Genomic DNA, 21,398 nt, shown 5'->3' on the forward strand with positions numbered 1-21,398 from the left:
CAGCGAGGAGCTTAGTTGGCGCTCCCTCGCATTGGTGGATCAGTCCTTCTGGAGCTTCAGCAACAAGGCTCCACCGGCCAGGCCCACGGGAATCAGCACCCAGAACACGGCTGCAATCCCGAAAATCTCCGAAGCCATCGAACAGCGCTGTGAATCAGCTCCTATTTAAGACTCTCCGGTTACGTGTTGAACGCATTGTTGTAATAACTCAGCCAAAGGAGCATCCGTGCGCAGCTGGCCGGTCATCACGGCGCTGGGGCAAGCCTGGTGCCCTGCTCGCAGGAGCGACCCAACCAGCTCATCCAGCGGAGGTGGTCCAGCGAGAGAAAGCCGACTGGCGAGCTCGGCGGTGGACCAGCAGCAGACCGGCAATCCGCAGTCCCTCTGCAGGCGTTGCAGTAGACGCCGCCCAGCAGAAGACAGGGTGATTGGCTGTAAGTCGGCAATGTTGAGCAATTGAACCAGAAGTGCGGGCTTCTGCAGATGACCGATCCAGAGCGGCCCTGTCACCGCCCACCTCCCCTGTCCGTCGCAGCAGCGACAGGACCTCCAGCCCGAGAGCCTCAGGAGGGGTTGCACCGCTTGATCACCACAGCGCTCGCAACGAGCCAGCAGGCCAAGCTGCAATTCCTCATCGGCGGAAACTCGCTGGCGCAGCCGTACCGCGAGCCGAAATGTGCGTCCTTCGCTGAAACAGGCCAGGGGTTCAAGCCCTCGTCCTAATTGCCAGGCTTCTCTGGCCAGCACGGCCAGCTGAAGTCGCAGAGCCAGCTCCCAACTGGCGGGATGTACTCGCGCCGCTGCACCGAAATGACGCACCGCCGCAGGGCGGTCATGGCCGGTGGGCGAACGTCCGTCAGTGCTGGCGAGGATCAGCAGACCGTCTAAGCGCAGTACCGCTAAGGCCGACTGCAACAAGGCGTTCGGACAACCGAAGGCATCGAGATCGATCAGATCGAAAAAGGTCTGATCGAGATAGGCCTGCCGCAGCAGACGCTCCGCCGCCGAACAGGCGGTGATCAAAGACAGACCGTGAACACTCTGTAACGGCTGAAGGTTCGACGCCAGCAAAGAGCTGCGGTCTGGATCGGCATCGTTGGACCACAGCTCCAGATTGGGTCTGGATTGGGGGAGAGCCTCGAGCCCCCAGCGCAGTCCACGAATGCCACAACCGGCCATCAGGTCAAGCCAGCGCAGTGGCCGTTGGGCCTCTGAAGCCTGGTGGGTCGCCAGCAGAACCGAAAGGTCCCTCGATGGTCGCGAATCCTTTCGAAAAAACCCGGATCCTGTCTGCAGGCAGACAGCTCCTTCGCGATAGTGAGAAACCGGTGTTTCCAGGCGCGTGCACGCAACCGCTCTCCAGCCTGCCTCCACCGGTGCCGACTGGGGAGAGGCCCACACATGGCATTGGATGAATATGAGTTGTCACTGGCGCGTTCTGGGGGATATATCAGCTGCACCGATCGTGCTGATTCACGGCTTCGGTGCCAGCAGCAGCCATTGGAGACATAACGCCGGAGCTCTTGCCGCAGCTGGCTACAGGGTGTTCAGTCTCGACCTGATCGGCTTCGGGCGCTCCGACCAGCCGGGCCTGAATCGGCACTTCTCACTCGACAACCAACTCTGGTCCAGGCAACTGGCGGCATTTCTCGAAGAGATCGTGCAGCAGCAAGCGGTGCTTGTGGGCAACTCACTGGGCGGCCTCACTGTTCTGACCACCGCAGCGCTGAGACCCGAGCTTGTGAAAGCGGCAGTTGCAGCACCTCTTCCGGACCCAACCCTGCTGAGGCCGCTGCCAGAACAGCAGTCCCGCTGGCTGAAGCGGTTGCGACGAGTCATCGTGACTGGAATCTGCCGCCTGCTGCCCCTGGAGCTGGTCGTACCTCTGATCGCGCGAACCCCGCTTCTGCGAGTTGGTCTGCAAGGTGCTTATCAGCGATCGATCCGTTGCGACCGGGAGCTGCAGGCCCTGATCGGCCAACCGGCTCGCAGGATCACAGCGGCCCGAAGCCTTCGCGCTATGAGCGTGGGCATGGCTCTGCGTCCCAGAGACGCCACTGCCCCACTGCTGCTGCACCGGCTGAAGAGCATGCGCAATGCCCCTCCGGTGCTGTTGCTCTGGGGGCGCCAGGATCGATTCGTGCCGTTGATGATCGGCGAATTGGTGAGATCCCAACATCCATGGGTGGAGCTCAAGGTGATCGAGAATGCCGGACATTGCCCCCACGACGAAACCCCCGAGCTCTTTCATCGTGAGCTGCTGCACTGGCTGGACCGTAATTTGGGAAGCGCAAGCGCACCAGGGATCGGACACCAGGCATGAAGCACACACTGTCGGTTCTGGTGGAGGACGAATCCGGCGCCCTCAGCCGCATTGCCGGCCTGTTCGCTCGCCGCGGCTTCAACATCGACAGCCTTGCGGTGGGTCCTGCTGAGGCTGTTGGTCGTTCCCGACTGACCATGGTGGTTGAGGGTGATGAGAACACCCTTCAGCAGATGACCAAACAGCTCGACAAGCTGGTCAACGTGCTGCAGGTGCTCGACCTCTCCCAGCGTCCTGCCGTTGAACGGGAACTGATGCTGATGAAGGTCTCTGCGCCGGCGTCTCAGCGCAGCGCGATCCTGGAATTGGTTCAGGTGTTCAGAGCCAAGGTGGTCGATGTGGCGGACGATGCTCTGACCCTGGAGGTCGTGGGTGATCCAGGCAAACTGGTTGCTCTGGAACGGCTGATGGCTCCGTATGGCATCGAGGAAATCGCCCGCACCGGCAAGGTCGCACTGGAAAGAGCTTCAGGGGTGAATACCGAATTGCTCAAGGCCTCAAACAGTGGCGGGCGCGTGCCCGCCTGAGCCTCTCCATCCCTTCAGAGGCCAGGTGTCAACACCTTGGCCGTCTTGATGATGTCGTCCTGACGGATGGCATCCACCACATCAAGGCCCTCAGTCACCCGCCCAAAAACGGCGTAGCGACCATCAAGCTCTGGAAGGGGCTTTAGTGCGATGTAGAACTGCGCACTGGCTGAATCAGGAGCCTGGGACCGAGCCATCGCCAGAGCACCACGTTCATGGCTGAGCTTCAGCTGCAGCAGCTCAGTGGGATTGCTGACGACCCGACCATAACGGGGCTGATCTTCGCCGTTGAAGGACAGCTCAAGAGGCACAAAACGTGCCTGGCCAGTGCTCGGATCCACGAAGCTGCCTTTTCCGTACTGCGCCTTCGGAGTCGCGGGATCGCTGGATGCAGGATCGCCGCCTTGAACCACAAATGGAACCGGGTCTCGCACCACTCGATGAAAAACGGTGTCGTTGTAAGCACCTCTTTTAACCAGATCCAGGAAATTTCCAGCCGTCACAGGGGCGGCGTCTCCATCGAGTTCCAGCGTGATCGAACCCTTGCTGGTGGTGAGCTCAACACTGGCTTTGCCCTGAAGGCAAGGGCTGCTGGCCTGCTCGCAACCAACCGGAATCGAGGCCGTTGTGCTGGATGCACAGCTCACCAGCAAAGGCAGACATAAGGCAAGTGTCAGAAGCGATTGAAGCGATTGACGAATCATGGTCATTCAGAGGCCTTCGAGATTCACATTCAGAAAGCGTGCAAGCTCAGCACCGTCCTGCTCGAGCTGAGCAAGAGGAAGAGGCTCACCCACTCTGGTCAGCGGCATGTCACGTCGACCCTGAACACGCAGAGAGACACGACGTCGGGTGTTGAAGCCATCACGAACCTCAACCTTGACAGCTTTGATGTCCTTGATCGGAATCTCGACACTGATGGGCTTGCGAAAGCCTCTGCGGGAAATGGTGACGACCCCTGATGATTTGTCGAAACGATTGATGCCGGCACCCACGTCAATGGCGATGACCGTCCAGAGATAGGTGGCCAGAAGCGCCGCAGCAATGCTGTAGAGCCCCATCACTAGTCCCTGAGGGATGAAAACAAGTCCTGCCGGGTGACCGAGAGGGAGCAGATCACGCCCGAGGTAACTAGAGAGTGAGGCGAACAGAAAGCCGACACCGCCGATGGTGACCATGCTGGCGACCAGGACATTGGACAGCCGCCGTGAACCGACGACAGGTTGTTCAAGCAGATCAGCGCCCATCACAGCCCGGAAGCAGCGCCCATTGTGACCTCTGAAGCGGCACGGGTGGCGACGTTCTGCGGCACTGCCACAAAGGCTGCGATCAAAGCGGAAGAAACCCCTAAGAAATGTTCCGATACAAGGGGTTTCAGGTGAATGGATTTCCCCCCGCAACCTTCGCTGAAATTGTTAAGGTCGCCTGGTATCCCACAGCCTGCGGATATCCGCACCCGTTCTCTCTCATGACGATCGCTGTAGGACGCGCGCCACAGCGGGGATGGTTTGACGTCCTCGATGACTGGCTCAAGCGCGACCGCTTCGTTTTTGTCGGCTGGTCCGGCATTCTTCTCTTTCCAACGGCCTATCTGGCCATCGGTGGCTGGCTCACAGGCACCACTTTTGTCACCTCTTGGTACACCCACGGCATTGCCTCCTCGTACCTGGAAGGTTGCAACTTCCTCACAGCTGCTGTGTCCACCCCCGCTGATGCGATGGGTCACAGCCTGCTGCTGCTCTGGGGCCCTGAAGCCCAGGGCGACTTTGTTCGCTGGTGTCAGCTCGGCGGCCTCTGGGCCTTCGTGGCCCTGCACGGTGCCTTCTCCCTGATCGGCTTCATGCTGCGTCAGTTCGAGATCGCCCGTCTGGTCGGCATCCGTCCTTACAACGCCATCGCCTTCTCCGGTCCGATCGCGGTGTTCGTCAGTGTCTTCCTGATGTACCCCCTCGGCCAGAGCAGCTGGTTCTTCGCGCCCTCCTTCGGTGTAGCAGCGATCTTCCGTTTCCTGCTCTTCCTGCAGGGCTTCCACAACTGGACCCTCAACCCCTTCCACATGATGGGCGTCGCCGGCATCCTCGGCGGTGCACTGCTCTGCGCCATTCACGGCGCCACCGTGGAAAACACCTTGTTTGAGGATGGTGAACAGGCCAACACCTTCAAGGCGTTCGAACCCACCCAGGAAGAAGAGACCTATTCCATGGTCACCGCCAACCGTTTCTGGAGTCAGATCTTCGGGATCGCCTTCTCCAACAAGCGCTGGCTGCACTTCTTCATGTTGTTCGTGCCTGTGATGGGCCTTTGGACCAGCTCCATCGGCATCATCGGCCTGGCCCTCAACCTGCGCGCCTATGACTTCGTGTCACAGGAAATCCGCGCTGCAGAAGATCCCGAATTCGAGACCTTCTACACCAAGAACATCCTTCTGAATGAAGGTCTGCGTGCCTGGATGGCACCGGCTGACCAGCCACACGAAAACTTCGTCTTCCCTGAAGAGGTTCTACCCCGTGGAAACGCCCTTTAATTCCGGTCTTATCGCCACTGGCGGTAAAGACCTTGACTCCACCGGCTACGCCTGGTGGGCTGGCAATGCTCGTCTGATCAATCTTTCAGGCCGTCTGTTGGGTGCCCACGTGGCTCACGCAGGCCTGATGGTGTTCTGGGCAGGCGCCATGATGCTGTTCGAGGTGAGTCATTTCACCTTTGATAAGCCTATGTACGAGCAGGGCTTGATCCTGTTCCCCCACGTGGCCACCCTTGGCTATGGCGTGGGTCCCGGTGGTGAAGTCACCGATCTGTATCCCTTCTTTGTGGTCGGTGTTCTGCACCTGATCAGTTCCGCTGTGCTCGGCCTCGGCGGTCTGTATCACGCCCTGCGCGGTCCTGAAATTCTGGAGAACTACTCCACGTTCTTCTCCCAGGATTGGCGCGACAAGAATCAGATGACCAACATCATTGGTTATCACCTGATTCTTCTAGGCGTCGGCTGTCTGCTCCTGGTCTTCAAGGCCATGTTCTTCGGCGGGGTTTACGACACCTGGGCTCCGGGTGGTGGAGACGTTCGTCTGATCACCAACCCGACTCTCGACCCTGGAGTGATCTTCGGTTATCTTTTCCGCGCTCCCTTCGGTGGAGAAGGCTGGATCATCGGTGTGAACTCGATGGAAGACATCATCGGTGGCCACATCTGGCTAGGCCTGACCTGCATTTTCGGTGGCATCTGGCACGTCACAACCAAGCCATTCGGCTGGGTGCGTCGCGCCTTTATCTGGAACGGTGAGGCTTACCTCAGCTACAGCCTTGGCGCTCTCAGCTTCATGAGCTTCATCGCCTCGGCCTACATCTGGTTCAACAACACCGCCTATCCCTCGGAGTTCTACGGCCCCACCAACGCCGAATCCTCCCAGGCGCAGAGCTTCACCTTTCTGGTGAGAGATCAGCGTCTCGGCGCCAATATCGGCTCCGCCATGGGCCCCACCGGTCTTGGCAAATACCTGATGCGCTCACCGACCGGTGAAATCATCTTCGGTGGTGAAACGATGCGTTTCTGGGATTTCCGTGGTCCCTGGCTTGAGCCTCTGCGAGGTCCCAATGGTCTGAGTCTCGACAAGCTTCAGAACGACATCCAGCCCTGGCAGGTTCGTCGTGCTGCCGAGTACATGACCCACGCTCCCAACGCTTCACTGAATTCCGTTGGCGGCATCATCACTGAGCCCAACTCAGTGAATTTCGTGAACATCCGCCAGTGGTTGTCTGCGACACAGTTCGTGCTCGCCTTCTTCTTCCTGGTGGGTCACCTCTGGCATGCAGGCCGCGCCCGCGCAGCCGCTGCCGGTTTCGAGAAGGGAATCGACCGTTCGGCAGAGCCTTCACTGGCTATGCCAGACCTCGACTGATCTCTGCAATCAGACCCACTCGAGATCAAAAGTTCCGATCGTCATTCAGCCCCACTGCACAGTGGGGTTTTTTTATTGGGATACAAAAAGAAAGAGGGTTGATACCACCTAACAGGATGGTGCTAACCCAATCATCAACAGTGCAGTTTCAACAATGCCGAGTCAAAGAAGGACCAAGCAATCAGAGACAACTCGCCGTCATGAGGATTGGTTGCCAGCCTCAGAATCCAAGCGCTTCATCAGCCGATCAAGCATGATCCTTTGATCATCCAGGCGAGTCTTCATCTCGGAAAGCATCGTAAGAAGGCGGCGCTCGCTTTCTTTCTTCTCTTCAAGCAGATTTTCCAGAGTTGCAATACGTTGATTAGCCTCACCAATATTTGTGGAATTCAAGCGCTTGATTTCCGCTTCAAGCTCAGCGAGACGATCACGAAGTAGCAGTGGAGTGGTAGGAGACTGGGGAATGAAAAGGCAAAGTCGTGACCTCATCCACCATCCTGATATCGGACAGGCCTTGATAAGGCAAGCCAGGGCGCGCGCTGTTTGCCGTTTCGCAGCGCGTTTTATGACCAACTCGAACACGCTGCTTGAAGTAGCCCGCAGCTCAGCAGCCAAGACAATCGATGGCCATGAGCCGAAAAACGCTCGCTCGCTCAAGCACAAAAGACGATCTGATCTGACTCATTCAAGTGGATGTACTGCGCAGGGAAGTGGATGGGCAAGGGCGCACTGAACGAGTGCGCCTCATTCCAATGGGACGAGTGCTGCTGAAGATTGGCCACAACAACAGCCACCTCTTCACTCAAGCACTAGGCAAGTTTCTCTCAATTTCTGCCAATAGAGACTTCATCCCCAGCTCAGCAAGTACCACAAGCTCCTTCTGCTGGCCAACAATTTCCTGATCAGCGAGATAGATCGACAACAATTTGCGGGCATTTCCGTTGAGGTCAGCGAATTTGTATTCCACAACATTGATCGCCACTGTTTCAGGCAAGCCATCAGCGACCGCAGACCAAGAAACATCAGTGGCTGCGTTGATCCCAAGCCAAGAGGAAGAAACGGAGGAGGAGGATGTCGACGATTGCTGAGCCATGGGTCCCATCCATACCCATTGATTATCGACTGAGCGAGCCAAGATTCAAATAAAGGACGATGAACCAAACACATTGCTCCAACACACCCTTGTCAAGGCCAAGAACACCGTCCTTCCAGGAACAGAAGGAGTTGTTGATCACGATATGAAACTCAAAAAACAAAAAAAGACTTTAAAGCTTAAACTATTTTTTAATAGTCTGAATATACGATTCCACACCTAGCGGCAAGATCTCTTTGCACGATTCAAGCTTAATCTCACTGATTTTGCAGCCGAGAAAACGAATGAAGTGTTGACCTTCCAGTTTTTCATCAATCCCCTCAATATCCATACCGCATTGGAATTTGACCAGCTGAAAAACGGGAGCAGCACTTATATTCAAGACCAATTGATAGTTGATAGCCAATCTTATTAATGCGCAAACAGCAAACACAAGGCACCCAAACAAAAGAAATATGCTGAGCAGCAGTTAAACAATCCAAGAGAATAGATACGAATAGACCCACAAACACTTGAACTTCATCCGAAGAATACCCCGCAGGCATCAGCTCATAAACAGAACATTGACAACGGCTATTTTAGACCAGATTCAGACAACAACTTATCAATCAAAATCTGCTGTTTCTTAAGTATTACCTCTTGGTCTCTAACGCGTGCATCTAACTTTTGCAGCAACATAGACAGCTCCTCCTCTCTTTTTCTCTTTGATTCCAGCAGAGACTCCAGCTCCTGCAAGCGAGCAGAATCCGGATCGTCATCGGATTGCCTTGACAGCTCAGTAATCTTTTCCTGAAGCTTTGAGACCAGATCACGTAAGGCGCTGATCTCCATATCGGCAGAATCGGACAAATCAGAATCAAGCAGCACCGCAGAATCTTTTTGTGAATGAGTGGGTTCAATCGCTGAAATGACAGCTGGTTCTTGCGTCCGATAAGCAATCATCTCTGATGATTGCTCGTCTGCATCAAGGAACGGCACATCCATTCCGGCTTCCATAAACGATGACGCCGATGTTGGTGACGCACTTGGCAATCGCGAGAGTTGCTCGGATTGAGCCTTGGGAGGTCTGCCACCAAAGCCAAAAGAGAATCCAACCCGACCCATCAAAGAACCGCCAAGTGTATTGGTTGTAGTAGAAGCCAGACCAGCATTCAGGAAGAAACGTTCCTGCATTTTCACTGCACATCCAAATGAACCCGCCCACTGATTGGCGTAAGCACCGGCTCCGATTCCACAACGGAGATTTTCATCAGGGAGAAGAGTCGTTTGAGGTATGGCGCCCAATGATGCACTCAGGGCTCCAACAGCACCCACGCTATCTAAGAGAGAATCGATACTGAAACTGGTCGTGCCAAGGTTACCTTTCTGATCTGTCGTCACAAAACGCTTCTCTCCCTGCCCTTGATAGCGATCATTAACAAACCCTGAATCTGGATTCGCCAATCCAGGCAACAAGTATGGGGATTTTTTAGAACCCAACGCGACCTGGTGGTCTTTTTCAGTGCGCGCGTTATTCCCCAACGCCGTTGCTGCATAGTGACCAGCAAATGCAGCATTACCAATTGCCGTTGAGGCAGTGCCAACCGCCTTGGAGGATGATCCAATCGACATCGCATTGGGAGCTGTTGCACGTGAATTAAATCCAACAGCGGTTGAGTAGCGCGATGTGGCACTGGCGCGCTCGCCTAAGGCAATCACACTGGTGCCGTTAGCAAAGGCATCCGTGCCGATTGCAACAACGTTGGTGTTGTAGCCCAGAGCTTGGGCTCCTGTTCCAATCGCGATGACATTGCGACCTTCAGCCATTGCATCAGTGCCCTGAGCAACGGCATTGAAACCGATTGCCCTGGCATTGGTTCCAGAAGCCTGAGTATTACTGCCGCTGGAGTAGGCAGCCACACCGGAAGATTGTGTATTCGTTCCAGTCGCTTCTGCAGATGTACCCACAGCGCTGACATTGGTTCCATTGGCTACAGCAGCAACTCCTTTGGCGAATGAATTAACCCCTGAAGATTGTGCTCCCGATCCTGTGGCTGAAGTATTCACTCCACTTGCAGAAGCCGATGTTCCCTCCGCACGCACATTGGTTCCTGTTGCCGTGGCTCCGACACCTGTTGCGATTGAATTAAAACCTGAAGCAATGGCGCCCGTTCCCTGCGCACGCACGTTGGTGCCACTCGCTGTGGCTCCAACACCCGCTGCGAATGAATTCGTACCTGAAGCAATGGCGCCCGTTCCCTGCGCACGCACGTTGGTGCCACTCGCTGTGGCTCCAACACCCGCTGCGAATGAATTCGTACCTGAAGCGCGGGAACCCGTTCCTGATGCTGACGTGTTTTCACCAATGGCCAAAGACGATGTTCCCTCCGCACGCACATTGGTACCACTCGCTGTGGATCCAACACCGGTTGCAAATGCATTCAACCCTGTTGCACGAGAACCCGTTCCGGATGCTGATGTGTTTTCACCACTGGCTAAAGACGAAGTTCCCTGCGCACGCACATTGATTCCGTTCGCAACCGCACCAACTCCTTTTGCAACTGAATTGACCCCTGAAGCACTCGCACCCGTTCCTGACGCTGAAGTATTGAAACCAGTCGCTGAAGACGATGTTCCCTCAGCGCGCACATTGGTTCCTCTTGCATACGCACCAACTCCTTTTGCGATTGAATTAAACCCTGAAGCGCTGGCACCCGTTCCTGATGCACGCACATTGGTGCCAATGACGCTTGCAGATGTACCTGACGCCATTGCATTCACTCCCGATGCATAGGCTTGCACACCTTGCGCTTTTGTATTCGTTCCAACGGCGAATGCATTCACACCCTGCGCTTTTGTATTCGTTCCAATGGCTCTGGAGCCAGTTCCTGACGCCGTTACATTGACACCATTAGCGTTTGCTTCTGTACCCATTGAATATGCATTCGATCCCTTGGCATAGGCCGATACTCCATAGGCGGAAGAATTAGGAGACTGAGTACCAACGATTGATTCGAGACCAAAGGCCATCGAATTCACACCTCGGCTGAGGCTGTCTGTGCCAAAAGCCGTTGAATTAACAGCCACAGCATGCGAATCGGTGCCATAGGCAAACGCATCATCGGACAAGGCGCGAGACGCGGTCCCGTAGGCATAACCGCGAGTGCCACTTGAGAAAGAGTCGAGACCGAATGCGGATGCATCACCAGCAAAAACACTTGCATTCGCCCCCGTCGACAAAGAGTCGTTGGCAGACGATGCAGCTCGAGCACTATCACCAAAGGCGTAAGAGTCATCGCCGATCGCTCTTGCACCGGGACCAAATGCAAATGCGTTGTTTCCGCGAGCAATCGCCCCCTGTCCAAAAGCAAAGGAATTAAATCCAACAGCATCAGCATTTACGCCAAAAGCAACGGAGTTCACACCAACGGCAGAAGCGTTGGTGGCAATGGCTGTGGAGCGTTCACCACTTGCGACTGCACGGGTGCCAAAAGCAAATGCTTCATTTCCAGTGGAAACACTACTCGTACCGATCGAAAGAGAATCTCGATCGACAGCGTTGGATAAATAGCCAATTGCAATTGAATCGGATCCACTTCCTGTCGCTTGCTGACCAAAGGCAATCGAGCGCAAACCTGTCGCTTTGGAGTTAGAACCAATCGCTGTGCTGTTGTCTTGATTCGCTAGAGACTTATAGCCAATGGCAATCGAATCATCAGCGCTGGCCTGTGACTTAAGACCAAAAGCCATAGCCCCTTGAGAAGTCGCTTTTGATGAAGTACCAAAGGCAATCGTATTATTTGCATTAGCAAAAGACTGCGCGCCGACAGCGACAGAATCGTAAGCCGATGCATTGGCCTTAAAGCCAATCGCAGTGGATTGAAAACCGCTGGCACGTGCGATTGTGCCTAGAGCCAACGTCGATGTATTCGTAGAAGACGACCCTGTGCCAATTGCAACCGAATTGGTATTTGTTGCTTGTGAATTAGCACCAGCCGAGAAGGAACTATTTCCAGACGCTGTGGACTGATCACCAAGAGCTTGAGCATTCTCACCACTGGCCTGAGAATTGGAACCCACAGCAAGAGAATAGTTTCCAGATGCGTTCGCATTAGCGCCGAAAGCTAAAGCCTGATTGGCAACAGCTTGCGATTGCGTACCTGCAGCAAACGATTCATTCTGAGTGGCACTTGCAGAAACTCCCAGCGCAACTGAGTCAAGACCTGTTGCTATTGCATTTGAAGCAATCGCAAAACTATTGACATTGCTTGCTGTTGCATTGGTTCCAAAGGCCGTGGCATTGGTCTCGGTCGCCTTGGACAACAAACCAACGGCATACGATGCAGTCCCACTGGCATTAGCCAATGTTCCAAATGCAGCAGAATTAATTCCAGTGGCACTTGCCTTTAATCCTGCTGCATAGGCACCATCTACTGTTGCACTGGCAGAACTACCCAAGGCCATCGAATTCACGCCTGTGGCTAGGGCGTTAAATCCTGCTGCAAAGGCATCATTCGCATTCGCCAAGGTATTGGTACCAATCGCAATCGCGTTATCGGCAATCGCTTTCGCTCCATAACCAGCGGCGATCGCATCGGTTCCATTCGCTAATGAATAGGCAGCAAGCGCCATCGCCCCACTCTGAAGTGCCTGACTACAGGCTCCAACTGCAAGCGCTTTCTCGTTACTGGCGAAACTATTCACACCAATCGCCGTACTGTTGGCACCAATCGCTTGCGCAAATCCGCCCATTGCGATCGTCTCCACATTCGTGGCATTCGCATAGGCACCAAAGGCAATGGCGCCAGTCTTTGTGGCCTTTGCTTTCACACCAGAGGCAATCGCTTCTGATGCATTCGCAAACGCCTGCGTACCGGTTGCCATCGAATTATTTCCTGTGGCATTGGCCAAGGAGCCATAGGCCAAAGCATTGGTGTTGGTGGCTGATGAACGCATCCCCAAGGCCATGCTGTTCACACCCGTTGCTTTCGCCTCTAGACCAGCGGCAAAAGCATCTTTTGTACTGGCTAACGAATTCGTACCCATCGCCATCGCATTGACAGCTAAGGCATTGGCATTGGTTCCGAAGGCCGTGGCATTCGTTTTGCTCGCATTCGAATAAGCACCAATCGCAATCGTTTCCGTATCAAGCGATCGCGATTTCAAACCCAATGCCATCGACATCGTGCCGCTCGCCTGAGCATCCAGGCCGACCGCAATGCTGTTGGCAGATGAAGCTGCTGCAGCATGTCCAATTGCCATTGCATTATTTTCATTCGCATTGGCACCAACACCAAAGGCCATCGTGTAGTTCGCCGTGGCTGTAGCGTTCGCACCAAACGACAACGCACCGAGTTGATTTGAAATCGCTTGCGTTCCGATCGCCACCGTATTCAGTGCAGTCGCCTGGGCTTCAACGCCGAACGCCAAAGAATTTTCAGCTGTTGATTTTGACTTGGCAGCAATTGCAACGGAATCCTCCCCGCTCGATAGGGAATCAATACCAATGGCAATTGAATTGGGACTTGATGCTGTTGCATTTGCAGAAATGGCAGTGGCGTTAACAGCTGTTGCCTTCGCTGAAACACCAAAGGCCTGAGCATTCGTCTTTGTGGCTTGTGAATCCACACCGATGGAGATGGAATTGTTCCCAATGGCAGAAGAATTAGAACTGATTGCGGTGGAATTCGTGCCAACGGCAATTGATTTCGTGCCAAAAGCCAAGGCATTACCGCCCTGAGAGTTAGCAAAAACACCCAAGGCAACAGAGTTATTTCCTGATGCATTGGCTTGAACCGATAAAGCCGCAGAGTTCACCCCATTCGATGTGGAGAAATAACCAATCGCCATCGAATTCGCGCCCGTTGCCGAGGCATTCACAGCAATGGCAGTGGAGTTCTTCCCGATCGAGGACGCATTTGTTCCCAGAGCTAGGGAACTCGTCTGCTGAGCAAACGATTGAACACCAATCGCCAACGATGAAGTCCCATTGGCATTGGCGCTAGCTCCAATCGCACCCGCATTCACACCACAAGCTGTGGTGTTGGGACCAATCACAAAAGAATTGTTCCGATTCGCAAAAGCCTGAGCACCAATTGCTGTTGAATTGGTTCCTGTTGCACGTGCATTGGCACCAAAGGCCATGGAATTAATCCCATTCGCCGTCGCATTGGTTCCGATGGATGCAGAATTTGTATTAGTTGACGATGAGCTAAAACCAATCGCAATCGAATCCACGCCAGAGGCAACAGACTGAGTGCCAAGGGCTAAAGAATTATTCCCTAACGCGCAAGCCTTAACGCCAACGGCCATCGCGTCTTGGCCCTGCGTGTTCGCCAGATATCCAATCGCTCCTGCACCAATACCGTTGGCTTTAGCTCCTGCACCAATCAAAAAGGAGTTGTTAAACGTGGCCGATGTATTCGTACCAATCGCAATCGCATTGGTACCAGTTGATGATGCATTCGCTCCTAGAGCAATGGATCCGTAATTTGAGGCTTTAGATACGGATCCAATAGCAACGGAATCGACTCCGGAGGCAACAGCTTGAGTACCAATTGCTAAGGAATTAATTCCCAAGGCGCAAGCTTGAACGCCAATCGCCAGTGCATCTACACCCTGTGCGTTAGCTAAATATCCGATTGCACTGGCTCTCGTGCCATTCGCAATCGCCCCGGCACCAAACGCAGAGGAATTGTCTTTATTGGCGAAAGACCCTGCCCCAAATGCCATGGAGTTTTTTGCTAATGCGCGTGCATCCGTACCAAATGCAATTGCATTGGTTTCCGTCGCATTAGTCATATATCCAATGGCTATCGAATTGTCTCCGGAAGCTGTGGCACTCAGCAAAGCAAGTGATTGTGCACCAGTTGCGTTAGTGCTTGCCCCAATACTTACTGCACCATCTTTAGTAGCGCTTACTCCGTAGCCAATAGCGATTGTTGAATCGTCAATAGCCCTAACACCATTACCAATCGCGATTTGATTTGTTCCAACAGCAGTACCTGCACCATTACCAATTGCAATGGCACCAGCGCTACCTGCCGTTCCAGCGCCATTACCCAACGCAATAGCACCAAGAGCCGCGCCAGTGCCTGCACCATTACCAATCGCGATAGCACCGCCATCGGCGGCCGCTCCATCACCCATGGCAATCGAGCCAGCCACATCTGCCGATACGCCATTACCTATCGCAATCGAACCAGCACCAGTTGATCCAGCACCATTACCTATAACGACTTGACCAGCCGCAAGACCAACACCAACTCCTTTACCAATTACTACATTACCTGCACCAAGAGCATTAGTAATATTACTACCAATTAAAATATTAGATTCACCACTAGTATTAGTAACTGTTGAACCAATTAATATATTATCTGCTCCTAGAGTATTTTCTACATCGCTTCCGATTGCGATCGCACTACCTGCCACAACATCGGCTCCTTCCACACCTACGCCGATCGCAATTGATTCAGCAGCAGTTGCACTAGTCTTAGCACTCCCTATGGCGAGAGTACTTTCCTCTAAAGCAATACCACCCAAGTCAAACCTTCCTGTGCCACCACCACAGGCGCTTAGGTTCACTAATTCGTTAGTCCAATTGGCTGAAAACAATCCGCCATTTTCAATCGTTATATTTGCATCATCGATATTGACGTCGGTCATTTCAATTTCACCGCCACCTACGATATTTGTGGCACCATCAACAGAACCTCCACCACCACAAAGCCCTCCACAATCAACTGATCCATCTAAAATAATCGCAGTAACTTCACCAGAAAACTCATCAGTCTCCAGGCTGGTAACTTGCATAAGCCCGATTTCACCTTGAGCAGAGAAAGAACCGTCTCCCGATATCGTTAGAGATGAATCCTCTAAATTAATACATGAGCCATAATATGTGCCAGTATCGATTCCCCCCGGAGCAACAGGTATAGTCGAAGAACTTGACGTTCCACCAAGCAAACTTGCCGCAGCAACAGCAAGACTATCGACCAATCCTGCAGTATTAACATTAAAACTAGATTGAGGACTTGATGAAGATAGTTGGGAAGAAACCGCCGATGAACTTAATGAAGAACTCGTGGAAGAACTCGATGAAGAAGCAGGAAGTGGGATGCAAGAATCACTCGTCTTACCGTTCGCGGCATAAGTCTGATTGCAAACGTATGTGCTAGTGGCAGAATCAGCAGCAGAAGTTAAAGTACCATTATTTAGGTAATAAGTCGCGTTCGAACTTGCAGGGGCAGTTGCGTATACATCTCCGTTTGCATCAAGCATGAACGAACTAGCGTTGAATCCCTTTGCTTGGGCAGTCCATCCATTACCATTAGAATAATTCGTATATTTAATTGTTTGTTTGTAAGCAACATTAGTTGCCGCTATTGATTGAGTATTAGCACCAGATTTTGCATTAGGTTTTCCATAACTGTATTGGGTACCGGTTTGACCATCAATCGTGTAAGAGTAGCGAACACCCGTGAAATCAGTTGCCGAGCTCGATGTAGCACTGGAGGGAATATTGGAAGCGCCTACTGCGTAATAAACGCCATCACTACCGCTTAAGGTATATTGATAAACTGTAGAGTCAGAATCTGGAGCAACAGTTACGTTTTGAACCGACTTTGGAAGATTTTTAAGACTCTTAGATGTAGCCAATCCTGGCAGAGTATAATTAGAATTGCTATCCCCAATAACTATTCCATTGACCTTATTTGCTACGACACCTGCACCAATAGCAATCGATCCATTTGCGTTAGCGATTGCATTAGTGCCAATAGCAATAGCATTAACATTACTTGCTTCAGCATTTGATCCAACACCAAGTGCCGTTGTACCGGCTGCAACAGCATTCGGGCCTACCGCTGTTGATCCATTCGCGGCTGCATTGCTATTCGATCCAACAGCTATCGCAGCTGTTCCGCTTGCATTAGATTCGGATCCTATTGCAATGCTCTGATTCGATTGCGCTGCAGCATTCGATCCAACGCCAAGTGATGTGGTGCCCGCTGCAACTGCATTAGGACCGACGCTTGTTGCTCCATCAGCTGCTGCACTGCTATTCGATCCAACAGCAATCGCAGCTGTTCCGCTTGCATTGGCATCGGCTCCAACCGCAATACTCTGATTCAATTGCGCTGAAGAATTCGATCCAACAGCAATGGCATCAGTACCGTTGCTGATTGCAGCCAAACCTAAAGCTGTGGCGCCTTGATCCAAGGAACGTGAAGCATTACCTATGGCGATAGAGCCAATATTCGTTGCACTAGCAGCAGCACCTAATACTGTTGAATAATTTCCATTTGCGCTGGCGGATTCTCCGATTGCAACAGCATCCTCTCCTCCTGCAGTACCACCTCCAGCGTCATATGAACCTGATCGCGCCGCACCAGAATAAAGAGAAACTGAGACTTGTAAGACCCACAGAAGCAGCAGGCTGTGACGAGACTTCAAGGCTGCTCAGACTAAACGCGCAAATCTTAGAGTTAGCTGAGAAGCGAAAAACTAAAAAATGATTAAGGATTGAGCTTGTCCTTGATTTTTTGAATAGTCAATTCAACATTGGGAGGCAAAATTTCTTTGCATGCTTCGAGCGTGATCTCGCTGATTTTGTAGCCGAGAAAACGAATGAAGCGTTGTTCATCGAGTTTTTCATCATTCCCTTCAATATCCATGCCGTATTGAAATTTGACCAGTTGAAAAACGGGAGTAGCGCTTGTGTTCAAGGCAATTTTATAGTCCATGTCTAATCTCCTTAATGCACAAACAGTCAGGGCTGCCTGCTTGATAGATAGTGCAAAAGCTTCCTTACTCATCGGATCCACGCGATTTTGGATTGACTGAGCGCCAGCTATGGCAGGAAACAAACAACCCAAGAGAACTACAAAGCAAGATCCACTTAAAGCCAAACGCCGCAATTGAAAAAACATTTAAAGGCCAAATTCTCTACCACTAAACAAGGTTCTCCCTTGATTTGTCAAGGCCTCAACTCGAGATTTTTTCAAACCTGAATTCGAAGAATGCCGAAAGCGATCATTTTGATATTGATCTCAACCATCCTTGAGAAGAAGCAAACTCAAGCCAATCACATTTACAAAACAGCCATCCATTGGCTGGACATAATGGCCTCCACTTCCTTCTCAAGCGAAGCCTTCCAAACAGCCCAAAGCCTACCCAACACTTCTCCCTCAAAGGCGAGCATCGAATCACAACCGAGAGCCGCCGTCATCGATGGAGACGCGGATGCCAACAGCAACACATGAAACAAGAAACATCAACCAGTTTGATGCGGGCCATCCCAATACCGCCTGCTTAAAACAAGGGCGACGCAAGGGGTCGATGGTGCGGCAACGATTGCAGTGCAATGGTAAAACTGAAACGTAAAGAAGCGAAGTCGTGACCTCCTCCACCATCCTGGTATCGGACAGGCCTTGATATGGCACCCCAAGCCGCGCGCTGTTTGCCGTTTCGCAGTGCGTTTTATGACCAACTCGAACAGGCTGCTTGAAGTAGCCCGCAGCTCAGCAGCCAAGACAAACGAAAGCCATGAGCCGAAAACCGCTCGCTCGCTCCAGCACAGAAGGCGCTCTGTTCTGGTTCATTCAAATGGCTGTACTGCGCAGGAAAGTGGATGGGCAAGGGCTCACTGAACGGGTACGCCTCACTCCGATTGGACGAGTCCTGCTTGAGATTAGCCGCAACAAAAGCCACCTCTTCACTCAAGCACCAGGCAAGTTGCTCTCAATTTCTGCCAACAGAGACTTCAAACCCAGCTCAGCGAGTGCCACGAGCTCCTTCTGCTCGCCAACAATTTTCTGATCGGCAAGATAAATCGACAACAATTTGCGGGCATTTCCGTTGAGGTCAGCGGATTTGTACTCCACACCATTGATCGTCACCGTTTCAGGCAAGCTATCAGCGACCGCTGACCAAGTTGCATCAGTGGCTGCGTTGATCTCAAGCCCAGAGGAAGAAGCGGAGGAGGAGGATGTCGACGATTGCTGAGCCATGGGTCCCATGCATACCCATTGATTATCGACTGAACGAGCCAAGATTCAAACAAAGGAAAGATAAAACCAATCACATTGCTGTAACACACCCTTTTCAAGGCCAAGAACGCCGCCTTCTAGGAGCAGAAGGAATTGTTGATCATGGAATGAAACTCATACACAATAAAACTTGAGAGCTTAAACTGTTTTTCGGTAGTCTTAATATTCGATTCAACACTTGCTAAAAGACCTCATTGCACGATTCAAGCGTCATCTCACTGATTTTGTAGCCGAGAAAACGATTGAAGCGTTGATCTTCCAGCATTTCATCAATCCACTCAATATCCATACCGTGTGGAAATTTGACCAGTTGAAAAACGGGAGTAGCGCTTGTATTCAAGGCAACTTGATAGTTCATAGTCAATCTTCTTAATGCACAAACAGCAAACACAAGACACCCAAACAAAAGAATCATATTGAACAGCAATTAAACAATCCAAAAGAATAGATACAAACAGACCCACAAAGGCGTGCACTTCGCCCAAAGGATCCCCGCAGGCATCACCTCACAAACAGAACATTGACAACGACTATTTTAACCCAGATTCAGACAACAACTTATCAATCAAAATCTGCTGTATCTCAAGGATTATCTCTAGATCTTTAGGGAAAGGGCCAGCCTTAATTGACCTTAAATCACAACAAAAGCACTAACAAATGCAGCTTGATCAACTGTTGAATATTCCAGCATTAATGAATAGACCATGGACTTCATCAACCAGACCTGGCACACCTCGAGCCCAAAAGATTAAACGTGTAGCATCATTTTTCTTAAGAGTTCGAACCACATCAGGCGAACAGATGACGACTGATGTCCAAAAAATTGATAATCAACCAACTCATATCAATTCAACCTATTCCGTTTTAAAAAACATCAGAAGTTGAGGTCAATCAAGGAATGACCAGATGGAGGCCGTCCTTTCTCTCCTGGTGCAACGGGCATGACTAATGAACCATCAGAATCTCCAAAACGCTTGGAAGACTCACTGAAATGGGTCTGCTCTGATGAAAGATCCAGTGGCTGTGCTGTTGATGCAACTACAGGTGAACTGGCCAAGGAACGTTGCAGAGGCTCAAGCGCGGATGACGGCGGGATCAAGGCCAACGAGACGACAGGAATGACAAGGCCAATCAAACGGGTCATGACCACCCACAAAGCAACTGTCCTTGACTTAGCTACGGCAAGCGAAAAATGGCAACGTCCTGCCTTGCGCTGTATCAAATCTGCGGTAACCAACGGCGCAGCAGCGGCAAGCTGAGCCCGATCACGTTCGAATAACAACCATCGAGACGTTCCACAAAGGAGCTTCCGAGGCCCTCCAAGGCAAAGCCTCCGGCACAGCGAAGCGGTTCGCCACTAGCGACATAAGCTTCAATCTCTTGATTGCTGAGATCGGCAAGCAACACACGTGTGGTCACACATGCAAGCAGCGGCTGCTGCGACGTCACACCCTGCCCTGGCATCAGGCAGTGGCCCGTATGCAGATCACCCCAGGATCCACGCATCTGTTGCCAGCGGTCCACCGCCTGAGCCGAATCAGTGGGCTTTCCGTACACCTGACCAGCAAAAACAAACAACGAATCACAGCCGAGCACAGCTGTAATTTGGGCGTCATTGAGCTGGCTACGGACGGCGATCGCCTTGGCCTGCGCCAGGCGCCTCACCAATTCGATCGGATCGGAATCCTGAATGGCGTCTTCATCGACACCGCTGACCTGTACGCGGTGGGGAATGGCAGCCTGTTCCAGAAGACGACGTCTGGCCGGGGATGCTGAAGCCAGCAGCAACATTGGTGTCTCAGTTTGCGGCATTAAGAACGAGAATGGCACCGACAGCACGTCAGGCGTGACACTTCAGGACCCAAGCGAACTCACAAGGCATGCTCTGGGGCGGGCACGCCAAGCCGTGCGCTGCCTTCCTTTCCAACGCAGCTTCTACCGCAACGTTGAAGAGGCAGCTCTGAGCAGCAGTGAACTGGTCGCTCAATCTGACTGGTCGTCACAGACACGAAGGCGGCTGAATGCAAGGGAGACGGAGGATCTGCTGATCTGGCTGATTCAACTGGGAGTTCTGCGTCGGGAGGTTGACGGTCAGGGGCTGACGGAACGGGTGCGTTTAACCCCTCTTGGCAGGGAGGTCCTGATCCCCTGGCAGGAAACGATCCCTTCAGCCGGCCTTGGAAGCCGTCTGATGCATTGGTGTCGTCGCAATCGTCCCCGCTGGTAAGCGATACCCCCATGGCAGCAAGACGATTACCAGAAAACTTTGTTGTAGCCAACAGGTGAAAAACGCATCACTGACAAGTCACGAGAGTCCAGACGAAGTCGCCGGCTGGGTCGTGCAATGCTGGTTTAGAAACTCACGTGAAAGGCAAGGAACAGAACACCCTGCCTGACTTTGCTGATGCTGCTGGGGACCAGCAGTGGCGGAGGACAGTTGCCAATGACTTCAGTGCTCTAAAGAGCGCTGAAACGCAATGTGATACACCACTGCACTGGAGAACATCTCTCAGGCTTTGACGGAACAAT

At 52.5% G+C, this 21,398-nt stretch carries 18 protein-coding genes; 8 read left to right on the forward strand and 10 right to left on the reverse strand.

All coding sequences use genetic code 11. The annotated features are described in order from the left end of the window. Positions 1-39 precede the first annotated feature (39 nt). Both petM and SIB58_RS09780 read right to left on the reverse strand, forming a co-directional pair. Positions 40-138: a cytochrome b6-f complex subunit PetM gene (gene petM / locus SIB58_RS09775; protein WP_011933540.1), complete on the reverse strand. Its 99-nt coding sequence runs from the start codon at positions 136-138 to the stop codon at positions 40-42. Positions 139-165: 27 nt separating this feature from the next. Then, the gene (locus SIB58_RS09780; protein WP_369818656.1) at positions 166-1,401 is read right to left on the reverse strand and encodes a N2,N2-dimethylguanosine tRNA methyltransferase; all 1,236 of its coding nucleotides are present in this window, start codon (positions 1,399-1,401) and stop codon (positions 166-168) included. A gap of 16 nt (positions 1,402-1,417) precedes the next feature. On the opposite strand from SIB58_RS09780, the gene SIB58_RS09785 reads away from it, so the two are divergent. Both SIB58_RS09785 and ilvN read left to right on the forward strand, forming a co-directional pair. Next, positions 1,418-2,323 (forward strand): alpha/beta fold hydrolase, encoded by a 906-nt coding sequence (locus SIB58_RS09785; protein WP_156486710.1) that lies wholly within the window; start codon positions 1,418-1,420, stop codon positions 2,321-2,323. Continuing rightward, complete coding sequence (gene ilvN / locus SIB58_RS09790) at positions 2,320-2,850, forward strand: acetolactate synthase small subunit (protein ID WP_066910056.1); 531 nt, start codon at positions 2,320-2,322, stop codon at positions 2,848-2,850. The genes SIB58_RS09785 and ilvN overlap by 4 nt, the downstream gene beginning before the upstream one ends. 14 nt (positions 2,851-2,864) lie before the next feature. Here ilvN and SIB58_RS09795 read toward each other — a convergent pair whose 3' ends face one another. Both SIB58_RS09795 and SIB58_RS09800 read right to left on the reverse strand, forming a co-directional pair. Beyond that, the gene (locus SIB58_RS09795) at positions 2,865-3,554 is read right to left on the reverse strand and encodes a peptidylprolyl isomerase (protein WP_066910132.1); all 690 of its coding nucleotides are present in this window, start codon (positions 3,552-3,554) and stop codon (positions 2,865-2,867) included. Positions 3,555-3,560: 6 nt separating this feature from the next. Continuing rightward, on the reverse strand, positions 3,561-4,097 hold the full coding sequence (locus tag SIB58_RS09800; protein ID WP_067326691.1) for a photosystem I assembly protein Ycf4: 537 nt from the start codon (positions 4,095-4,097) through the stop codon (positions 3,561-3,563). Between the two features lie 221 nt (positions 4,098-4,318). Here SIB58_RS09800 and psbD point away from each other — a divergent pair, with 221 nt between their 5' ends. Together psbD and psbC are read left to right on the forward strand one after the other, a co-directional pair. Further along, the gene (psbD, locus tag SIB58_RS09805) at positions 4,319-5,374 is read left to right on the forward strand and encodes a photosystem II D2 protein (photosystem q(a) protein) (protein WP_186538906.1); all 1,056 of its coding nucleotides are present in this window, start codon (positions 4,319-4,321) and stop codon (positions 5,372-5,374) included. Beyond that, a complete protein-coding gene (psbC, locus tag SIB58_RS09810; protein WP_066911539.1) occupies positions 5,358-6,746 on the forward strand; it encodes a photosystem II reaction center protein CP43 in 1,389 nt (462 codons plus the stop codon). Before psbD ends, psbC begins: the two co-directional genes overlap by 17 nt. A gap of 198 nt (positions 6,747-6,944) precedes the next feature. Here the strand turns inward: psbC and SIB58_RS09815 are convergent, their stop codons facing one another. The 4 genes from SIB58_RS09815 to SIB58_RS09830 form a co-directional block, all read right to left on the reverse strand. Beyond that, complete coding sequence (locus tag SIB58_RS09815) at positions 6,945-7,361, reverse strand: hypothetical protein (RefSeq protein WP_156487737.1); 417 nt, start codon at positions 7,359-7,361, stop codon at positions 6,945-6,947. A 187-nt stretch (positions 7,362-7,548) separates the two neighbouring features. Beyond that, positions 7,549-7,839: a hypothetical protein gene (locus tag SIB58_RS09820; RefSeq protein ID WP_156486797.1), complete on the reverse strand. Its 291-nt coding sequence runs from the start codon at positions 7,837-7,839 to the stop codon at positions 7,549-7,551. A 573-nt stretch (positions 7,840-8,412) separates the two neighbouring features. After that, on the reverse strand, positions 8,413-17,274 hold the full coding sequence (locus tag SIB58_RS09825) for a YadA-like family protein (RefSeq protein ID WP_156486796.1): 8,862 nt from the start codon (positions 17,272-17,274) through the stop codon (positions 8,413-8,415). Positions 17,275-17,336: 62 nt separating this feature from the next. Beyond that, entirely contained in the window at positions 17,337-17,750 is a 414-nt protein-coding gene (locus SIB58_RS09830) for a hypothetical protein (protein ID WP_156486795.1), read from the reverse strand. 90 nt (positions 17,751-17,840) lie between these two features. Between SIB58_RS09830 and SIB58_RS09835 the strand changes: the two genes are divergently transcribed. Both SIB58_RS09835 and SIB58_RS09840 read left to right on the forward strand, forming a co-directional pair. Continuing rightward, on the forward strand, positions 17,841-18,083 hold the full coding sequence (locus SIB58_RS09835; RefSeq protein ID WP_066911455.1) for a hypothetical protein: 243 nt from the start codon (positions 17,841-17,843) through the stop codon (positions 18,081-18,083). A gap of 283 nt (positions 18,084-18,366) precedes the next feature. Beyond that, positions 18,367-18,639 (forward strand): hypothetical protein, encoded by a 273-nt coding sequence (locus tag SIB58_RS09840; RefSeq protein ID WP_369813455.1) that lies wholly within the window; start codon positions 18,367-18,369, stop codon positions 18,637-18,639. Here the strand turns inward: SIB58_RS09840 and SIB58_RS09845 are convergent. After that, entirely contained in the window at positions 18,540-18,830 is a 291-nt protein-coding gene (locus SIB58_RS09845) for a hypothetical protein (protein WP_156486794.1), read from the reverse strand. The genes SIB58_RS09840 and SIB58_RS09845 overlap by 100 nt on opposite strands. Positions 18,831-19,810: 980 nt before the next feature. Here SIB58_RS09845 and SIB58_RS09850 point away from each other — a divergent pair. Beyond that, complete coding sequence (locus SIB58_RS09850; protein WP_156487739.1) at positions 19,811-20,128, forward strand: hypothetical protein; 318 nt, start codon at positions 19,811-19,813, stop codon at positions 20,126-20,128. On the opposite strand, the gene SIB58_RS09855 is transcribed toward SIB58_RS09850, so the two are convergent. Continuing rightward, the gene (locus SIB58_RS09855; RefSeq protein WP_066911467.1) at positions 20,088-20,660 is read right to left on the reverse strand and encodes a Maf family protein; all 573 of its coding nucleotides are present in this window, start codon (positions 20,658-20,660) and stop codon (positions 20,088-20,090) included. The two genes, SIB58_RS09850 and SIB58_RS09855, sit on opposite strands and share 41 nt — an antisense overlap. A 55-nt stretch (positions 20,661-20,715) precedes the next feature. Between SIB58_RS09855 and SIB58_RS09860 the strand changes: the two genes are divergently transcribed. Further along, complete coding sequence (locus SIB58_RS09860; RefSeq protein ID WP_066911470.1) at positions 20,716-21,096, forward strand: Npun_F0494 family protein; 381 nt, start codon at positions 20,716-20,718, stop codon at positions 21,094-21,096. Positions 21,097-21,398: the final 302 nt, after the last annotated feature.

The sequence above is a fragment of the Synechococcus sp. MIT S9504 genome, assembly GCF_047497135.1.
Taxonomy (GTDB): domain Bacteria; phylum Cyanobacteriota; class Cyanobacteriia; order PCC-6307; family Cyanobiaceae; genus Synechococcus_C.

What these genes read in the sequence shown, in the direction of transcription:
- petM (WP_011933540.1), bottom strand. Translation starts at nt 138, where the DNA reads ATGGCTTCGGAGATTTTCGGGATTGCAGCCGTGTTCTGGGTGCTGATT.
- SIB58_RS09785 (WP_156486710.1), top strand. Translation starts at nt 1,418, where the DNA reads ATGAGTTGTCACTGGCGCGTTCTGGGGGATATATCAGCTGCACCGATC.
- ilvN (WP_066910056.1), top strand. Translation starts at nt 2,320, where the DNA reads ATGAAGCACACACTGTCGGTTCTGGTGGAGGACGAATCCGGCGCCCTC.
- SIB58_RS09795 (WP_066910132.1), bottom strand. Translation starts at nt 3,554, where the DNA reads ATGATTCGTCAATCGCTTCAATCGCTTCTGACACTTGCCTTATGTCTG.
- SIB58_RS09800 (WP_067326691.1), bottom strand. Translation starts at nt 4,097, where the DNA reads ATGGGCGCTGATCTGCTTGAACAACCTGTCGTCGGTTCACGGCGGCTG.
- psbD (WP_186538906.1), top strand. Translation starts at nt 4,319, where the DNA reads ATGACGATCGCTGTAGGACGCGCGCCACAGCGGGGATGGTTTGACGTC.
- SIB58_RS09820 (WP_156486797.1), bottom strand. Translation starts at nt 7,839, where the DNA reads ATGGCTCAGCAATCGTCGACATCCTCCTCCTCCGTTTCTTCCTCTTGG.
- SIB58_RS09830 (WP_156486795.1), bottom strand. Translation starts at nt 17,750, where the DNA reads ATGTTTTTTCAATTGCGGCGTTTGGCTTTAAGTGGATCTTGCTTTGTA.
- SIB58_RS09835 (WP_066911455.1), top strand. Translation starts at nt 17,841, where the DNA reads ATGCCGAAAGCGATCATTTTGATATTGATCTCAACCATCCTTGAGAAG.
- SIB58_RS09840 (WP_369813455.1), top strand. Translation starts at nt 18,367, where the DNA reads ATGAGCCGAAAACCGCTCGCTCGCTCCAGCACAGAAGGCGCTCTGTTC.
- SIB58_RS09845 (WP_156486794.1), bottom strand. Translation starts at nt 18,830, where the DNA reads ATGGCTCAGCAATCGTCGACATCCTCCTCCTCCGCTTCTTCCTCTGGG.
- SIB58_RS09850 (WP_156487739.1), top strand. Translation starts at nt 19,811, where the DNA reads ATGACTAATGAACCATCAGAATCTCCAAAACGCTTGGAAGACTCACTG.
- SIB58_RS09855 (WP_066911467.1), bottom strand. Translation starts at nt 20,660, where the DNA reads ATGTTGCTGCTGGCTTCAGCATCCCCGGCCAGACGTCGTCTTCTGGAA.